This is a genomic window from Cryobacterium sp. MLB-32, assembly GCF_000738085.1.
GTDB lineage: Bacteria > Actinomycetota > Actinomycetes > Actinomycetales > Microbacteriaceae > Cryobacterium.
Genome location: NZ_JPRS01000030.1, coordinates 26,662 through 41,012, shown reverse-complemented (window position 1 = coordinate 41,012; position 14,351 = coordinate 26,662). Strand labels below are relative to the sequence as shown.

12 protein-coding genes and 2 pseudogenes are annotated in these 14,351 nt (G+C 67.9%); 10 read left to right on the top strand and 4 right to left on the bottom strand.

Going from position 1 to position 14,351, the window contains the following annotated elements:
- The first annotated feature begins 281 nt into the window (after positions 1 to 281).
- Positions 282 to 1,547 (top strand): phosphoribosylamine--glycine ligase, encoded by a 1,266-nt coding sequence (gene purD, locus JF66_RS05445; protein ID WP_035876132.1) that lies wholly within the window; start codon positions 282 to 284, stop codon positions 1,545 to 1,547.
- 238 nt (positions 1,548 to 1,785) lie between these two features.
- Here the strand turns inward: purD and JF66_RS05440 are convergent.
- From JF66_RS05440 to JF66_RS05430, 3 genes and pseudogenes are all read right to left on the bottom strand, one after another.
- Positions 1,786 to 3,290 (bottom strand): annotated as a pseudogene (locus JF66_RS05440) (carboxyl transferase domain-containing protein).
- Positions 3,287 to 4,507, bottom strand: a complete 1,221-nt coding sequence (locus JF66_RS05435) for a CaiB/BaiF CoA-transferase family protein (protein ID WP_035876129.1) — start codon at positions 4,505 to 4,507, stop codon at positions 3,287 to 3,289. Before JF66_RS05435 ends, JF66_RS05440 begins: the two are co-directional and overlap by 4 nt.
- Before the next feature lie 38 nt (positions 4,508 to 4,545).
- Positions 4,546 to 5,913, bottom strand: a complete 1,368-nt coding sequence (locus JF66_RS05430) for an SLC13 family permease (protein ID WP_035876126.1) — start codon at positions 5,911 to 5,913, stop codon at positions 4,546 to 4,548.
- Positions 5,914 to 6,035: 122 nt separating this feature from the next.
- Between JF66_RS05430 and JF66_RS05425 the strand changes: the two genes are divergently transcribed.
- From JF66_RS05425 to JF66_RS05415, 3 genes are read left to right on the top strand one after another with little or no spacing between them, the layout of a single operon-like run.
- Positions 6,036 to 6,737: a FadR/GntR family transcriptional regulator gene (locus JF66_RS05425; protein ID WP_035876122.1), complete on the top strand. Its 702-nt coding sequence runs from the start codon at positions 6,036 to 6,038 to the stop codon at positions 6,735 to 6,737.
- Between the two features lie 14 nt (positions 6,738 to 6,751).
- Complete coding sequence (locus tag JF66_RS05420) at positions 6,752 to 7,696, top strand: phosphoribosylaminoimidazolesuccinocarboxamide synthase (RefSeq protein WP_035876119.1); 945 nt, start codon at positions 6,752 to 6,754, stop codon at positions 7,694 to 7,696.
- A 42-nt stretch (positions 7,697 to 7,738) separates the two neighbouring features.
- Positions 7,739 to 8,116 carry a VOC family protein gene (locus tag JF66_RS05415; protein WP_035876116.1) on the top strand — a complete coding sequence of 126 codons (378 nt, stop codon included), beginning with the start codon at positions 7,739 to 7,741 and terminating at the stop codon, positions 8,114 to 8,116.
- 329 nt (positions 8,117 to 8,445) lie between these two features.
- Here the strand turns inward: JF66_RS05415 and JF66_RS05410 are convergent, their stop codons facing one another.
- The gene (locus tag JF66_RS05410; protein ID WP_051973155.1) at positions 8,446 to 9,150 is read right to left on the bottom strand and encodes a TetR/AcrR family transcriptional regulator; all 705 of its coding nucleotides are present in this window, start codon (positions 9,148 to 9,150) and stop codon (positions 8,446 to 8,448) included.
- A gap of 166 nt (positions 9,151 to 9,316) precedes the next feature.
- Here JF66_RS05410 and kynA point away from each other — a divergent pair, with 166 nt between their 5' ends.
- From kynA to panD, 6 genes and pseudogenes are all read left to right on the top strand, one after another.
- On the top strand, positions 9,317 to 10,171 hold the full coding sequence (gene kynA, locus JF66_RS05405; RefSeq protein WP_035876113.1) for a tryptophan 2,3-dioxygenase: 855 nt from the start codon (positions 9,317 to 9,319) through the stop codon (positions 10,169 to 10,171).
- Positions 10,172 to 10,402: 231 nt separating this feature from the next.
- Positions 10,403 to 11,266 (top strand): amidohydrolase family protein, encoded by an 864-nt coding sequence (locus JF66_RS05400; RefSeq protein ID WP_051973154.1) that lies wholly within the window; start codon positions 10,403 to 10,405, stop codon positions 11,264 to 11,266.
- Positions 11,263 to 12,548, top strand: a pseudogene (locus JF66_RS05395) (kynureninase). The gene JF66_RS05400 and the pseudogene JF66_RS05395 overlap by 4 nt, the downstream one beginning before the upstream one ends.
- A 55-nt stretch (positions 12,549 to 12,603) precedes the next feature.
- Positions 12,604 to 12,861 (top strand): phosphoribosylformylglycinamidine synthase subunit PurS, encoded by a 258-nt coding sequence (gene purS, locus JF66_RS05390; RefSeq protein WP_035837695.1) that lies wholly within the window; start codon positions 12,604 to 12,606, stop codon positions 12,859 to 12,861.
- The gene (gene purQ / locus JF66_RS05385) at positions 12,861 to 13,556 is read left to right on the top strand and encodes a phosphoribosylformylglycinamidine synthase subunit PurQ (protein ID WP_035876111.1); all 696 of its coding nucleotides are present in this window, start codon (positions 12,861 to 12,863) and stop codon (positions 13,554 to 13,556) included. The genes purS and purQ overlap by 1 nt, the downstream gene beginning before the upstream one ends.
- Before the next feature lie 234 nt (positions 13,557 to 13,790).
- The gene (gene panD / locus JF66_RS05380) at positions 13,791 to 14,204 is read left to right on the top strand and encodes an aspartate 1-decarboxylase (RefSeq protein ID WP_081882169.1); all 414 of its coding nucleotides are present in this window, start codon (positions 13,791 to 13,793) and stop codon (positions 14,202 to 14,204) included.
- Positions 14,205 to 14,351 lie beyond the last annotated feature (147 nt).

Genomic DNA, 14,351 nt, shown 5'->3' with positions numbered 1-14,351 from the left:
GGTCCATCCCCACCAACGGTTGCGGCACCGCTTCCAGGAGACTCTCATACTCACGTGTCTTCGAAGCCATCTGATCCTCGATTCGCATCGGGCAGGGTCACATCCGCGCTGAGTGGTGGAGGTGCCCATCACCGTGCGGGTCAGTTGATTCAAGTATAGTTTTCTCTGGTTTCCAGGACGAGACCCCGCGTCGACCAATGTGACGGGTAGTCGACCGGTTCCGCTCATGCCTCACGACGAGCGCGACAGTCCGCGACCGCCACATCGGATAACCTGAAACCGTGAAAATCTTGGTCCTCGGTTCCGGTGCCCGCGAGCACGCCATCATCACCGCTTTGCTCCGCGAGGAGCCCCGGCACACGATCACGGCCGCGCCCGGCAACGCCGGCATCGCCGCCGACGTGCCCGTCGTGGTGCTCGACGCGACGGATGCCGAGGCGGTCACCAACTACGCCATCCGCGAGAACGTGGAACTTGTGGTAATCGGACCGGAGGCCCCGCTCGTGGCCGGCGTCGCCGATGCCCTGCGCACACGCGGCATCGCCGTGTTCGGACCGGACAAGGCCGCCGCCGCCCTGGAAGGCAGCAAAACCTTCGCCAAGCGCATCATGGACGACGCCGGAGTCCCCACCGGTCGTGCGGTGCGCGCGGGCACACTCGCCGAGGTGGAGGTTGCCCTCGCCGAATTCGGTGCCCCCTACGTGGTGAAGGCCGACGGGCTCGCCGCCGGTAAGGGCGTGCTCGTGACCTCCGATCTCTCGGCCGCCCGCGAGCATGCCACGTACTGGCTCGAGCACGGCAGCATTCTGGTGGAGGAGTTCCTCGACGGCCAGGAGATCTCGCTCTTCCTGCTCAGCGACGGCCACACCGTGCTGCCCCTCTCCCCCGCCCAGGACTACAAGCGCCTGGGCAACAACGACGCCGGACCGAATACCGGCGGCATGGGCGCGTACTCGCCGCTGCCCTGGCTCGACGCCGATTTCGGCAGCGAGAAGGAGTTCGTGCAGCAGATCATCGACACCGTCGCGCTGCCCACCGTGCGCCAGCTCGCCGCCGAAAACACCCCGTTCGTCGGGCTGCTCTACTGCGGCCTGATCGTCACGTCAGCGGGTATTCGGGTGATCGAATTCAACGCGCGCTTCGGTGACCCGGAGACGCAGGTCGTGCTTCCGCGCCTCGTGACGCCGCTGTCCGAGCTTCTGTTCGACGCCTCGACCGGCGCCCTCAACGGCCGCGAGTGGCCCGAATTCTCGACCGATGTTGCCGTGACCGTGGTGCTCGCGAGCGAGAAGTACCCGGAAACACCGCTCACCGGCCGCGAGATCACCGGGCTCGACGCCGCTCTGCAGGTGCCCGGCGTCACGGTCGCCCACGCCGCCACCGCCAGGCGGGGAGATGCCCTGGTGTCGACCGGCGGTCGCGTGTTGAGCGTCGTCGCCGTCGGCGCCTCGTTCCGCGAAGCTCGTGCCCGCGCCTACGAGGCACTCGGCCACGTGCAGCTCGAGGGTGCGCAGTTCCGCACGGACATCGCGGCCCGGGTCGGGTAACACCCCGCTGCGTCTCGACCCAGTCGATGGCGAAAGAGACGCGCAGCACCCGAACCGCCGGTCGAGGCGCGAGGCACGAGCGCTTGGATCGAGCTTGTCGAGATCGAGACCTGGTGAGACGCTGCTCAGACCCGAGTTCAGTCCAAGGATCGGCTCGCGGGGTCTCGATCGCTCCTTCGTCGCGCCTCGACCAACGGGCGGGGTCAATCCTTCGTCGCGCCTCGACCAGCGGACGGGGTCAGCGGCCGAGCGAGTGGTAACGGGCCACGCGGCGCGGCAGCAGTTCGTCGACCGGCACCGCGGCGAGCGCCGACAGCTCGTACTCGATCGCCCCGGCCATCCGCTGACAGAAGGCCCGGCCCTCCTCGGCGGCGTCGGGACGCTCGTCCACGATGTGGTCGACGATCCCGTTGGCGAAGAGCGACGCCACATTGACCCCCTGCGCCTCCGACATCGCCGGCGCGAACTCGGTGCTGCGGTGCACGATGGCGCTCGCCCCCTCCGGCGGCAACGGCGACAGCAGGAATGTTGCGCGGCGATCGTGCGGTCGGCCGGCAGCAGCGCGAGCGCTCCACCGCCGGCGCCCTGGCCGAGCAACACCGACACGGTAGCCGACCGCAGGCCGATCAGCTCGTGCAACGACCGGGCGATCTCCCCGGCCATGCCGCCCTCTTCCGCCTCCTTCGACAGGGCAGCACCGGCGGTGTCGATCACCGTGAGCAACGGGATGCCGAGCTCTTCCGCCAGGCGCATTCCACGGCGGGCTTCCCGGAGCGACCCCGGCCCCATCTTCGTGTCCTGTGAGGGTCGCGGCCGAATGTGCCCGAGCACGATGCAGCTCTGCTGCCCGAACCGCGCCATGGCGAGCATGAGCCCCGGGTCTTTCTCGCCCTCGCCCGTGCCGTTGAGCGGCAGCACGTCGTGCGCGCCGTAGGCGAGCAGCTGGCGCAGGTCCGGTCGGCGGGGGTTGCGGGAAATCTGAATGGATGCCCACGCGCCTCCCGTTGCCGGCCGCACGTGCATGGTCTCCGGCGCCGCCACCGGTGCGGACGACCTGTCGGTGAGAATCGTCAGCGCCCGGTGCACGATCTCCGGCAGCTGCTCCGGCGGAACCACGGCGTCGATCAGTCCCTGGTTGAACAGGTTCTCTGAGACCTGTACGTTCTCCGGAAATTTCTTGCCGTACAGCGCCTCGTAGACCCGCGGGCCGAGAAACCCGAGCAGCGCGCCCGGCTCGGCCACGGTCACGTGCCCCAGCGAGCCCCACGAGGCCATCACTCCGCCCGTTGTCGGGTGCCGGAGGTACACCAGGTACGGATGCCCCGCCTCGCGGTGCGCGCGCACCGCGGCCGTGATCTTCACCATCGACAGAAAGGCGAGCGTGCCCTCCTGCATGCGGGTGCCGCCCGATGCCGGTCCGGCCAAAACCGGCAACCCCTCGCGGGTGGCGCGCTCGATCGCGTCCACGATGCGGTCGGCGGCGGAGAGACCGATCGATCCGGCGAGGAAGTTGAACTCGCTCACCACGATCGCCACTCGACGGTGACGGATCAGCCCCTCACCGGTGAGCACGGCCTCGTCGGTGCCGCTCTTCGCGCGCGCCTTCACGAGGTCGGCCCGGTAGGCCTCGTTCGGGTTCGGGTCGACCACGGGCCGGTCCCAACTCGTGAACGAGCCCGAGTCGACCACCACGTCGATGAGTTCGGCGGCGGTGAGGTGTCGCACCTTTTCTTCGGTCGTCATCGTGGGATACCTTCCAGTGAGCGGTTGAGCCAGGTTCGAATGTCGCTGCCGTGTTGGTCGAGCCGGGGCGGCGCGGAGTGCGTCGTGTTCGTTGTCTCGACCCTATCCGCGGGGCCGAAGAACCGGAGCGGCGGTCCGGGGAGACTGATCCGGCCGAGCACCTCATGCTCCACGTCGATCAGCAACCCCTGCGAGAGCACCTGATCCCATTTATAGACCTCATCGAGAGAACGCACCTTCCCGGCCGGGATCCCGGCGTCTCCCAGCTTCTGCAGCAGGGTTGCGGCGTCGAAGTCGGCGAAGACATCCGCTATCGACGCTTTCAGGCTCGCCCGGTTGCGCACGCGCTGGGCATTGGTGGCCCACTCGGTGCGGGTCGCCTCGAGGCCGAACTCGGCGGCAAAGGTGGCCCAGAGCTTCTCGCTGCCGATGCTGATCTGCACGCTGCCGCCGCGGCAGGGGAACAGACCGTAGGGAGCGATCGAGGGATGGTGGTTGCCCTGCGCCTCCGGCACCTCGCCGGCCACGGTGGTGCGGGTGCCCTGGAACGCGTGCACGCCCACCAACGCCGCGAGCAGGGAGGTGCGCACGACCTGTCCCCGGCCGGTGCGCTCGCGCTCGAGAAGGGCCGCGAGCAGGCCGAACGCTCCGTACATGCCCGAGAGCAGGTCCGCGATCGGCACGCCCACCCGCTGCGGGTCGTCGGGGCCGGCGCCGGTGAGCGACATCAGGCCGGCCTCGCCCTGCACAATCTGGTCGTAGCCGCTGCGGCTCGATTCCGGGCCGTCGTGGCCGAACCCGGTGATGGAGAGGATCACCAGGGCCGGATTGAGCGCGTGCATCGTCTCGGGCGAGAACCCGAGGCGATCGAGCACTCCGGGACGGAAGTTCTCCACCACCACGTCGGCCCGCAACAGCAGCTCGCTCAGCACCTCTCGCCCGTCGTCGCTCTTCAAATCCAGCGCGATCGACTCCTTGTTGCGGTTGCAGGAGAGAAAGTACGTGGACTGCGGATCGTCCGCGGGGCCCACGAAGGGCGGTCCCCAGCCACGCGTGTCGTCTCCCGTGCCGGGATTTTCGACCTTGATCACGCGCGCGCCCAGGTCGGCGAGCATCATGCTCGCGTGCGGACCGGCGAGTGCGCGGCTGAGATCCACGACGAGGTAACCCGCGAGCGGACCCGGCGTGCGTGCCTGCGTGTCGGTGGTGGTGCTCATGTTCGGTCCTCTCTCAATGACTGGCGTATGGTCGCGGGTTACAGCCAGCCGGGCAGCACGAGTACCGCCCAGGCGATGGCGGGCCCGGCCACGACGACGATTCCGCTGTAGGCCAGGATCTGCTTGTAGAAGCGGTCCTTGTCCACGTCGTCGGGGGCATTGGCGAGCACGAGCGCGCCGTTGGTGGAGAAGGGCGACACATCGACGATTGTCGATGCCACGGCGAGCGCGCAGATCACGCCGATGGCGCCGATCTCCCCGGTGGCCAGGAACGGCACGGCCAGCGGAATCAACGCGGCCAGAATCGCGGTCGACGAAGCGAAGGCGGAGACGACGGCACCGATGTAGCAAATCAGCAGGGCGGCGAGCAGGGGCATGCCGAGCGTGGCAACCGCGGCGGACACGTATTCGATCGTTCCGGCCTCTTCGAGAACACCGACGAAGGTGAGCATGCCGCAGATGAGCAGCACCGTGGACCAGCTGATCTTGTTGACGGCGCCCTTCTGGGCGGTCGGCGAGACCAGCGCGAGGATGACAGCGATCGTGATGGCGACAAAGCCCACGTCCACCTTGAACCCGAGGGCGATCACGGCGAGGGCGATGAGGCCGGCGACGGTCACGAACTGCGGGATGCGCTCCCCGCGGGTTGTCGTGGCCTCCACGCCGTCTCCGGCGGGGTCTCGAGGGCCGTAGATGCCGGACCCGAAGCCCTTGTACTCCACGTCGCCGCCGGAGCGTGCCCCGACGCTGACCGCCATACGAGCTTCGGCGGCCTGCTCCACGAAGTGACCGACCCGGCTCGACATCAGCTGTCGGCCGCCGAGAACCATGAACAGCACGACGGCGATCAGCAGGTTGAAGATGAGGCTGGAGAGGAACACCGCGGTCGGGCTCGCGTCGAGTCCGGTGGTTGAGATGAGGCTGTTCACGATCACGCCGTAGACGGCGATCGGCGAGAAGCCGCCGCCCTGCGCGCCGTGGATCACCATCATGCCCATCAGGAGTGGGCTGATCTTGTACTTGCGGGCGAAGCCGAGGGCGATCGGTGCCACGATCGCCACGGCGGCCGGGGAGAGCGCGCCGACGGCGGTGATCAGGGCGGTGATCACGAACATCACCCAGGGAATGAGGGCCACCCGTCCGCCGACGAGCCGCACGGCGCCCCGCACCAGGAGGTCGATGGTGCCATTGCCCTGGGCGATGGCGAACAGGTATGTGACGCCCACGAGGGTGAGGAACAGCCCGCCCGGGAAGTTGGCGAGAATATCGCTGGTCTCCATGCCGAGGAAGACGGCACCGAGCAGAAATGCACCCACGAAGGCCAGCGCGCCCATGTTGACGGGCAGGAGCGTGGCGACGAGAAACATCACCGCCAGGATGATGATCGAGATAACGGGAGCGGACATCGTTGTTCCTCCATTGGTTCACACGGATGCGAGCAATTGGCTCACTGGCCTAGCCTCCTAGACAGTAGGTGAGTTTGTCAAGAGCCGTGTACTCTGGGTTCCACAAGCGAGGGAGAGGCACCATGGGCAGGGACACCACACCAGAGCCGTTGACCAGAGTCTCGAAACCGCGACTCTACGAACAGCTTGTGGCCCAGCTGCTCGCCTACATCGAGTCGGCCCGCCTCGGCCCGGGCGACCTCCTGCCCGCCGAACGCGACCTCGCCGAACGTCTCGGTGTCTCCCGCGCCACGCTCGCCCAGGCCCTCGTGGCGCTGGAGGTGCTCGGGGTCATCGATGTGCAGCACGGCACCGGCGCCGTGCTCGTGTACCGGCCGAGCATCGCCACGGTCATCAAAGGACTGCAGGAACATCGCAACCGGCTTCCCGAGATCGTCGAGGCCCGCAGCACCCTCGAGGTGAAGCTCGCCGAGCTGGCCGCCGAACGCCGAACGGATGACGATCTGGCCGCGATCGACGACGCCCTGCGCGTGATGCAGGAGGAAATCGTCGGCGGCGACCGCGGGGCCCACGGCGACGAACTCTTCCATCAGGCGGTCACCGCCGCCGCCCACTCCCCCGTGCTCGGCCAGCTCATGACCTTCATCGCCGAGATGATCCTCGAAACGCGGCTCGAATCCCTGGCCCAGCCGGGGCGGCCCGAGCAGTCCCTCGCGTCGCATCGCATCATCACCGAGGCGATCCGGGCCCAGGATGCGACCGCGGCGACCGCGGCGATGCTCGCGCACATCGAGCTCGTCTCCGACGTGGCGCTGCTCAAGTAGGACAGAATAGGCGGGTGACCGAATCCGCGCAGCCCACAGCATCCGTCGCTCTCGACCTGCCGGGATGGCGCCACGCCTACTCGGGCAAGGTGCGCGACCTCTACATTCCTGACGCCCCGGATGCCCCCACCGACCTGTCCGGCGCCGCACGTGTGCTCGTGGTGGCGAGCGACCGGGTGAGCGCGTTCGACCAGGTACTCGAGCCGGGGATTCCGGGCAAGGGTGAGCTGCTCACCACCCTGAGCCTGTGGTGGTTCGACCGACTCACCCAGGTGCCCAACCACCTCGTGTCCGACCATGAGCTGGTGGGCGATACCGTGCGCGAGCTGATTCCCGGCGCGGTCGCCGGCCGGGCGATGCTCTGCAGAACCCTCGACATGTTCCCGGTGGAGTGCGTCGTGCGCGGCTACCTCACCGGCTCGGGCTGGAAGGAATACCAGGTCAGCCAGTCGGTGTGCGGCATCCCCCTGCCCGCCGGGCTCACAAACGGTGACCGCCTTCCCGAACCCATTTACACGCCGGCGTGGAAGGCACCGATGGGCGAGCACGACGAAAACATCTCGTTCGAGCGCACCGTCGAGCTCGTGGGCGCCACCGTGGCCGACGAGCTCCGCACCCTCTCGCTCGCCCTCTTCGCCACCGCGTCGACCATCGCGGAGAACGCCGGCGTGATTCTCGCCGACACCAAGTTCGAATTCGGCGCCGACCGCGCAACCGGAGTGACGACCCTCGCCGACGAGGTGCTCACGAGCGACTCAAGCCGCTACTGGGATGCCGCGGCCTGGCAGTCGGGCACCACCCCCGACGAGCGCATGGCGAGCTTCGACAAGCAGATCGTGCGGGACTGGCTCGCAGCGCACTGGGACGGCACGGGCACCCCGCCGCTGCTCCCCGGGGACATCGTGGAGCAGACCGCCGACCGCTACCGCGAGCTGCTGCAGCGCCTGACCGCGGCGTAACGTACCGCCGCGGCGTCGGCGGCCTTCTGTAGTGTTCACGGTATGAGAATCAAAATGTGCAGCGTGCACGTCACCGACCCGTCCTCGGCGTTCGTGTTCTACACGAAGATCCTCGGTTTCGAAGAACTCGTGAAGATGCCCGAGCATGAGCTCTACATCGTGCGCTCCCCGGAAGACCCGGCCGGGGTCGGGCTGCTGCTCGAACCCACCGACACCAAGGTGGGCAAGAACTACCAGGAAGGGCTCTACCGCCTCGGTATCCCGGCGATCGTCTTCGGCGTTCCCGATGTGCAGGCCGAGTACGAGCGCCTTCTGGCCCTTAAGGTGCGCTTCGTGGAAAAGCCGAACACGGACGCCTCCGGCACCTCGGCGGAGTTCGACGACACCTGCGGCAACCTCATTCAGCTGCATCAGGACTAGGCCATCCAGCTGGTCGTGATCGCGACGATGCGAGCCGCGTCTGAGGGGCGGCTCACGTGGTCTCGAGCTGTTCTGGCCCTTCGCCCCATCGAAGGATGGGGAAATGCGCCGCGGTTTCCCCATTCCGCTGGTCGAGGAACGCCGTCTACGGCGTGTCTCGAGACCCCGCGAGCCGAGTCTCGAGAGTCAGGTCGCGCGGTCTCGATCGCTCCTTCGTCGCGCCTCGACCAGCGAGATGGGGAGAGGCGCCGCATTTCCCTAGTAGACGCGCGCCAGCGCGCACTCCTCGACCAGCGGAATGGAGGAGGCGGAGCGGGAGGGGCGCGGGGCTAGGAAGCGGGGCCGTGGCCGGTGCGGCCGGCGCGCTTCGCACGACGAGTGAGACCGTGCAGCGTGGCATGGAACTCCTTCGCGTTGAGCGGGCGACCGGCGAGCTTGGGACGGGAGTACCCCGCCGGCCGCAGGCCGTCGAGCACGATCGAGAGCTGGCGGCGCCATTGGCCGGCGAATCCCTCGCCGAGGCTGCCGAGCGAACCGACCATGGTCACGAGAACGGCGATATCGACGGCGTCCACGTCGGGGCGCAGGTCGCCGTCTTTCTTCGCCTGGGCGACCAGGGCGGCGATGAAGGTGTCGAACTGGGCCGCCGGGCGATTGGCGGGATCAATCTGCGCCATCCGCTTGAGAATGGCCGGCAGGGACGGGTCGGCCACGAGCCACTCGGCCACACGTTCGGTGTAGATGACGACGCCGGCCCAGGCGGTGGCCGCGGCCTCCATCTCGCCGCGCACCGAGGCGAGCTCGGCGAGAGCAAGTTCGTACAGGGCACGAACGAGGTCGTCACGGGTGGGGAAGTTTCGGTACAGGGTGGCCACGCCCACGTCAGCGCGGCGCGCGATCTCCTCGAGGGAGGCATCCACACCGTCGGTCGCGAACAGGGCACGAGCCTCGGTCACGAGACGCTCACGGTTCTGACGCGCGTCACGGCGCCGCGGTTGAGAACCGTCCTGAGGCGCGCGGGGGGTCGAAGTCATGCATTTGAGTCTAGGACCATCACCTGCGTGTTCTCGGAGGGAATCCTCCGTGATTCCCACGTGAGGTGGCTCCGCCTTGCATCGTGGCCCCCGAGCACGCAGAATTCAGGGAAAGGAACCGGCATCGTCGCCGCTCGCGCAGCCGGCTCAGAAACGGAAACAAGGAATGCCCGTCGAGAACAACACCCGCGACTTCGACCCCGAGATCGTCACCGATTTTCGCGAGCGAATGAGCTACGGCTCCTACCTAGACCTGCCCACGCTGCTCACCGCGCAAAAGCCCGTGAGTTCACCCGAGCACCACGATGAGCTGCTCTTCATCATCCAGCACCAGACCACCGAGCTCTGGCTCAAGCTCGTGCTGCACGAACTGCGCGCGGCCACCGAGTCGCTGCGGGTCGACGATCTCGCGCCGGCGCTCAAGCGCATCGCCAGGGTCAAGCACATTCAGCGCACCCTCACCGAGCAGTGGTCCGTGCTCGCGACGCTCACCCCCACCGAATACGCCGAATTCCGCGGGTTCCTCGGCAACTCCTCGGGCTTCCAGTCGTACCAATACCGCGCAGTCGAATTCGCCCTCGGCAACAAGAACCGACGGATGCTCAGCGTTTTCGAGAGCGATCCCGCGGCCCACGCTCTGCTCACCGAGGTGCTCGAGGCGCCGAGCATCTACGACGAGTTCCTGCGCTACCTTGCCCGGGCCGGGTTCGACATTCCGGCCGCGGTGCTCGAGCGCGACGTCACGGAGGCGTGGGTGCTGCACCCCGAAATCGTGGCCGTGTTCCGTACCATCTACGAGAATGCGAGCGAGCACTGGAGCGCCTACGAGGCCTGTGAAGAACTCGTCGACCTCGAAGACAACTTTCAGCTGTGGCGTTTTCGGCACCTCAAGACAGTGCAGCGCATCATCGGCATGAAGCCCGGCACCGGCGGGTCGAGCGGAGCGGCATTTCTGCAGAAGGCGCTCGAGCTCACGTTCTTCCCGGAGCTGTTCGCGGTGCGCACGGAAATCGGCCAGTGACGGTACTGCCCGCGTTCCTCGGCGCGCGTGCGCGCGGCGAAGCCTCGCCACAGGCGCCAGCCCACAAATCGGCAACCTCGACAACACACACGCTTCACGCAACCATCGGCTCGATCGCATGACGGTACTGCCCGCGTTCCTCGACGCGCGAGCGCGCAGCGAAGCCTCGCCACAGGCGCCAGCCCACAACTCGACAACACACACCCCTCACGCAACCATCGGCTCGATCGCATGACGGTACTGCCCGCGTTCCTCGACGCCCATGTCCACCTCACGCTGATCGACCCGGCCACCCTCCTCTCCGGAGGAATCGGGCGCGTGCTCGACCTCGGCGGCCTGCCCGCGGCATCCGCGATCGACCTGCCCGAAGCGGCATACGCTCACCAGTTCCTCACCGCGCCGGGCGGGTACCCCACGCAGCAGTCCTGGACCCCGCCGGGCAGCGTGTGCCCGGTGGCGACACGAGCGGATGCCGCGGCTGCGGTCGACCGGCAGGCCGACGCCGGCGCATCCGTTGTGAAGGTCACGCTCAACTCCGTCGCCGGCCCCGTGCTGGCCGACGACGTTCTCGTTGCCATCCTGACCCGGGCCCGGGAACGGCGGCTGCCGGTCGTGGTGCATGCCGAGGGTGCAGGTCAAGCTGAACGCGCGTTCACCGCCGGCGCCGACATGTTCGCCCACACGCCCTTCAGCGAGCGACTTGACGACGGTCTGATCGTCGCCATGGCGGGCAGGATGACGTGGATCAGCACCCTCGACATTCACGGCTGGGGCGCGCGGAACGACGATTTCGCGCGGGCCTGCGATAATCTCCGTCGATTCCACGCGGCCGGCGGACGCGTTCTCTACGGGACGGACCTCGGCAACGGCCCGCTGCCCGTCGGCCTGAACCGGCGCGAGATCGAGGGGCTACTCCACGCCGGCCTCTCGCCCGACGCCGTGATCACCTCCCTTATCGGGACCGCAGGGCTCGCATGGACGCAAGACCGCGTTACCGTTATCCCAGGAGCCCGCCCGACCGACCCGGCCGGTTTCGTCGATTGGCTGTGCACGGCGCGCGCCGTTGCCGCAACAGATGTGAAGGAAGACGCATGACTCCCCAGGACCCGACCGGCCTCGACGCGCACCTCACGTTCGCCCGGCGCATGGACCGCATCGACGGCCTCGCCCACTACCGGCCGCGCTTCATCGGGACGGACGCCCTTCCTGACGATGCCAACCCGCTCGCCTACCTCGACGGCAACTCCCTCGGCCGACCGACGAAGGCCAGCGCCGAGCGCATCGCCGATTTCATCACCCACGCCTGGGGCGAGCGCCTCATTCGCGGCTGGGACGAATCATGGATGGAACTGCCGCTGCGCATCGGCGACGACCTCGGCCGCTCGGTGATCGGCGCGGCACCCGGCCAGACGTTCGTGGGCGATTCCACCACCGTGCTGCTCTACAAGCTCGCGCGCGCCGCCGTGGATTCCCGCCCCGGACGCACCGAGATCGTGCTCGACTCCGACAACTTCCCCACGGACCGCTACATCCTCGAGGGCATCGCCGCCGAGCGCGGGCTGAGCCTGCGCTGGATCATGTCCTCGACCGAGAGCGGCGTCACGCCCGAGCAGGTGCGCGAGGCCGTGGGCCCGCGCACGGCCCTCGTGGTGCTGAGCACGTGGCCTACCGCTCCGGCTACATCGCAGACATGCGGTCGATCACACAGATCGCGCACGAGCACGACGCACTCGTGCTGTGGGACCTCTCGCACTCCACCGGTTCCGTTCCGGTGCAACTCGACCTCTGCGACGTCGACCTCGCCGTGGGCTGTTCGTACAAGTACCTCAACGGCGGCCCAGGATCCCCCGCCTTCGGGTACGTGCGCGCCGACCTGCAGGAGGTGCTCGCCCAGCCGATTCAGGGCTGGATGGGCACGCAAGACGTCTTTGCCATGGGTCCGGAGTATGTGCCGGCCACGGGCATCCGTCGTTTCATGAGCGGCACGCCCGCCATCGTGGCGATGCTCGCCATGCAGGACACGATCGGCATGATCGAGGAGGCCGGTATCGAGCAGGTACGGGCCAAGTCGGTGGCGCTGACCGAATTCACGATCACCCTCGTCGACGAGTGGCTCGCCCCGATGGGCGTCACCGTGGCCTCGCCGCGCGAAAGCTCGCACCGCGGCGGCCACGTCACCATCAACCATCCAGCGATGGGTCAGGTGACCACGACTCTGTGGGCGCACGACGTGATCCCCGATTTCCGTAGCCCGAACGGTCTGCGCATCGGCCTCTCACCCCTCAGCACCAGCTTCGTCGAAACCTACGACGGCCTCGCTGCCATTCGCGATGTGCTGCGCGGCGTGCTGCTCGGCCAGAGCGGGCTGACCGGGTAGGCGCGTCGGCCTGTAGAATCGACCCATCCACCCTCGAATCAAAGCGGAGTGCGCTGTGCCAACAATCGTTGTAGAAGTTATGCCCAAGGCCGAGCTGCTTGACCCCCAGGGCAAGGCTGTAGCCGGCGCCCTCGGTCGCCTCGGTCAGACCCAGTTTTCCGGCGTGCGCGTCGGCAAGCGTTTCGAGATCACCATCGACGGGCCCGCGGATGCCGCGGCCCTCGCCGCCGTCGCCGAGCTCGCCGACACGGTGCTCTCCAACTCCGTGATCGAGGATGTCGTCGGCATCCACGTCGTCGAACCGGCCAACTAGTGCGCATCGGCGTCGTCACCTTCCCCGGTTCGCTTGACGATCGCGACGCCCAGCGCGCGATCCGCCTCGCCGGCGCGGAGCCCGTTGCCCTGTGGCACGGCGACCACGACCTGCACGGCGTCGACGCGCTGGTACTCCCGGGCGGCTTCAGCTACGGCGACTACCTGCGCTGCGGCGCGATCGCGAGCCTCTCGCCGATCATGACCGAGGTCATCGACGCGGCCAACAAGGGCATGCCCGTGCTCGGAATCTGCAACGGCTTCCAGATGCTCGCCGAGGCACATCTGCTCGACGGCGGACTGATCCGCAACGAGGCTGGCCGGTTCATCTGCCGCGACCAGCAGCTGCGCGTCGAGAACACGTCGACCGACTGGACCGGCGGATTCACCACCGGCCAGGAGATCACCATCCCGCTCAAGAACGGCGAGGGCGCGTTCATTGCGTCCGCCGCCACGCTCGAGCGCCTTGAGGGCGAGGGCCAGGTGGCGTTCCGCTACCTCGGTGTGAACCCGAACGGCTCGCTCAACGACATCGCCGGCGTCACGAACGTGCGCGGCAACGTCGTGGGACTCATGCCGCACCCCGAGCACGCCGTCGAGGCCGGTTTCGGCCCCGACACCGCCGAGGCCATGCGCAGCGGCATCGACGGGCTCACCTTCTTCACCTCCGTGATCGAGCGGGCGCTCGTCCACTAGCTCGTCGGTCGAGCCTCGCTCGCCCCCACCCGCTGGTCGAGGCGCGCTCGCCTCACCCGCTGGTCGAGGCGCGACGAAGGAGCGATCGAGACCCCGCACGCCGAACCTCAGACTTCGGATGCGCTGTCAGGAATACCTCACCTGGTCTCGATCTCGACAGGCTTGATCCAGGCGCTCGTGCCTCGCGGCGCCTCGACCAGCGGGGGGGGCTCGACAAGGGAAAGGACTACTTCCGTGTTACGAACAATGTTTACCGCCAAGATTCACCGCGCCACCGTGACGCACGCGGACCTGAATTACGTGGGCTCGGTGACGATTGACCGTGACCTGCTCTCGGCTTCCGACATCCTGCCGGGTGAGAAGGTGGCCATCGTCGACGTCACGAACGGTGCCCGCCTCGAAACCTACGTGATCGAGGGTGAGGCCGGCAGCGGCGTGCTCGGCATCAACGGCGCCGCGGCGCACCTCATCCGGCCGGGCGACGTCGTGATCGTGATCGCCTACGGCCTGATGAGCACCGAGGAAGCCCGCGAGTACGTGCCCCGGGTCGTGCACGTCGATGCCGACAACCGCATCGTGGCCACCGGCATCCGTCCCGCCGAAGCGCTGACCGCCGGGCTCACGTCGCCGCCCTTCGCCATCGTCTGACCCACGGTCGAGCCACTGTCGAGCCTCCTGCTGGAGCCGCATCATGGTGATCCCGGCGGCGATGCTGAACGGGACGGGGCTTGCTGAACGGGACGGGGCTTGCCGAACGGATGCCGACAGGCCGGTGGGGCGGACGGCCGTAGCCGT

Excerpts from the sequence above, each read along its gene's own strand:
- JF66_RS05435 (WP_035876129.1), bottom strand. The coding sequence starts at position 4,507 with ATGAGCACCACCACCGACACGCAGGCACGCACGCCGGGTCCGCTCGCG.
- JF66_RS05430 (WP_035876126.1), bottom strand. The coding sequence starts at position 5,913 with ATGTCCGCTCCCGTTATCTCGATCATCATCCTGGCGGTGATGTTTCTC.
- JF66_RS05425 (WP_035876122.1), top strand. The coding sequence starts at position 6,036 with ATGGGCAGGGACACCACACCAGAGCCGTTGACCAGAGTCTCGAAACCG.
- JF66_RS05415 (WP_035876116.1), top strand. The coding sequence starts at position 7,739 with ATGAGAATCAAAATGTGCAGCGTGCACGTCACCGACCCGTCCTCGGCG.
- JF66_RS05410 (WP_051973155.1), bottom strand. The coding sequence starts at position 9,150 with ATGACTTCGACCCCCCGCGCGCCTCAGGACGGTTCTCAACCGCGGCGC.
- kynA (WP_035876113.1), top strand. The coding sequence starts at position 9,317 with ATGCCCGTCGAGAACAACACCCGCGACTTCGACCCCGAGATCGTCACC.
- JF66_RS05400 (WP_051973154.1), top strand. The coding sequence starts at position 10,403 with ATGACGGTACTGCCCGCGTTCCTCGACGCCCATGTCCACCTCACGCTG.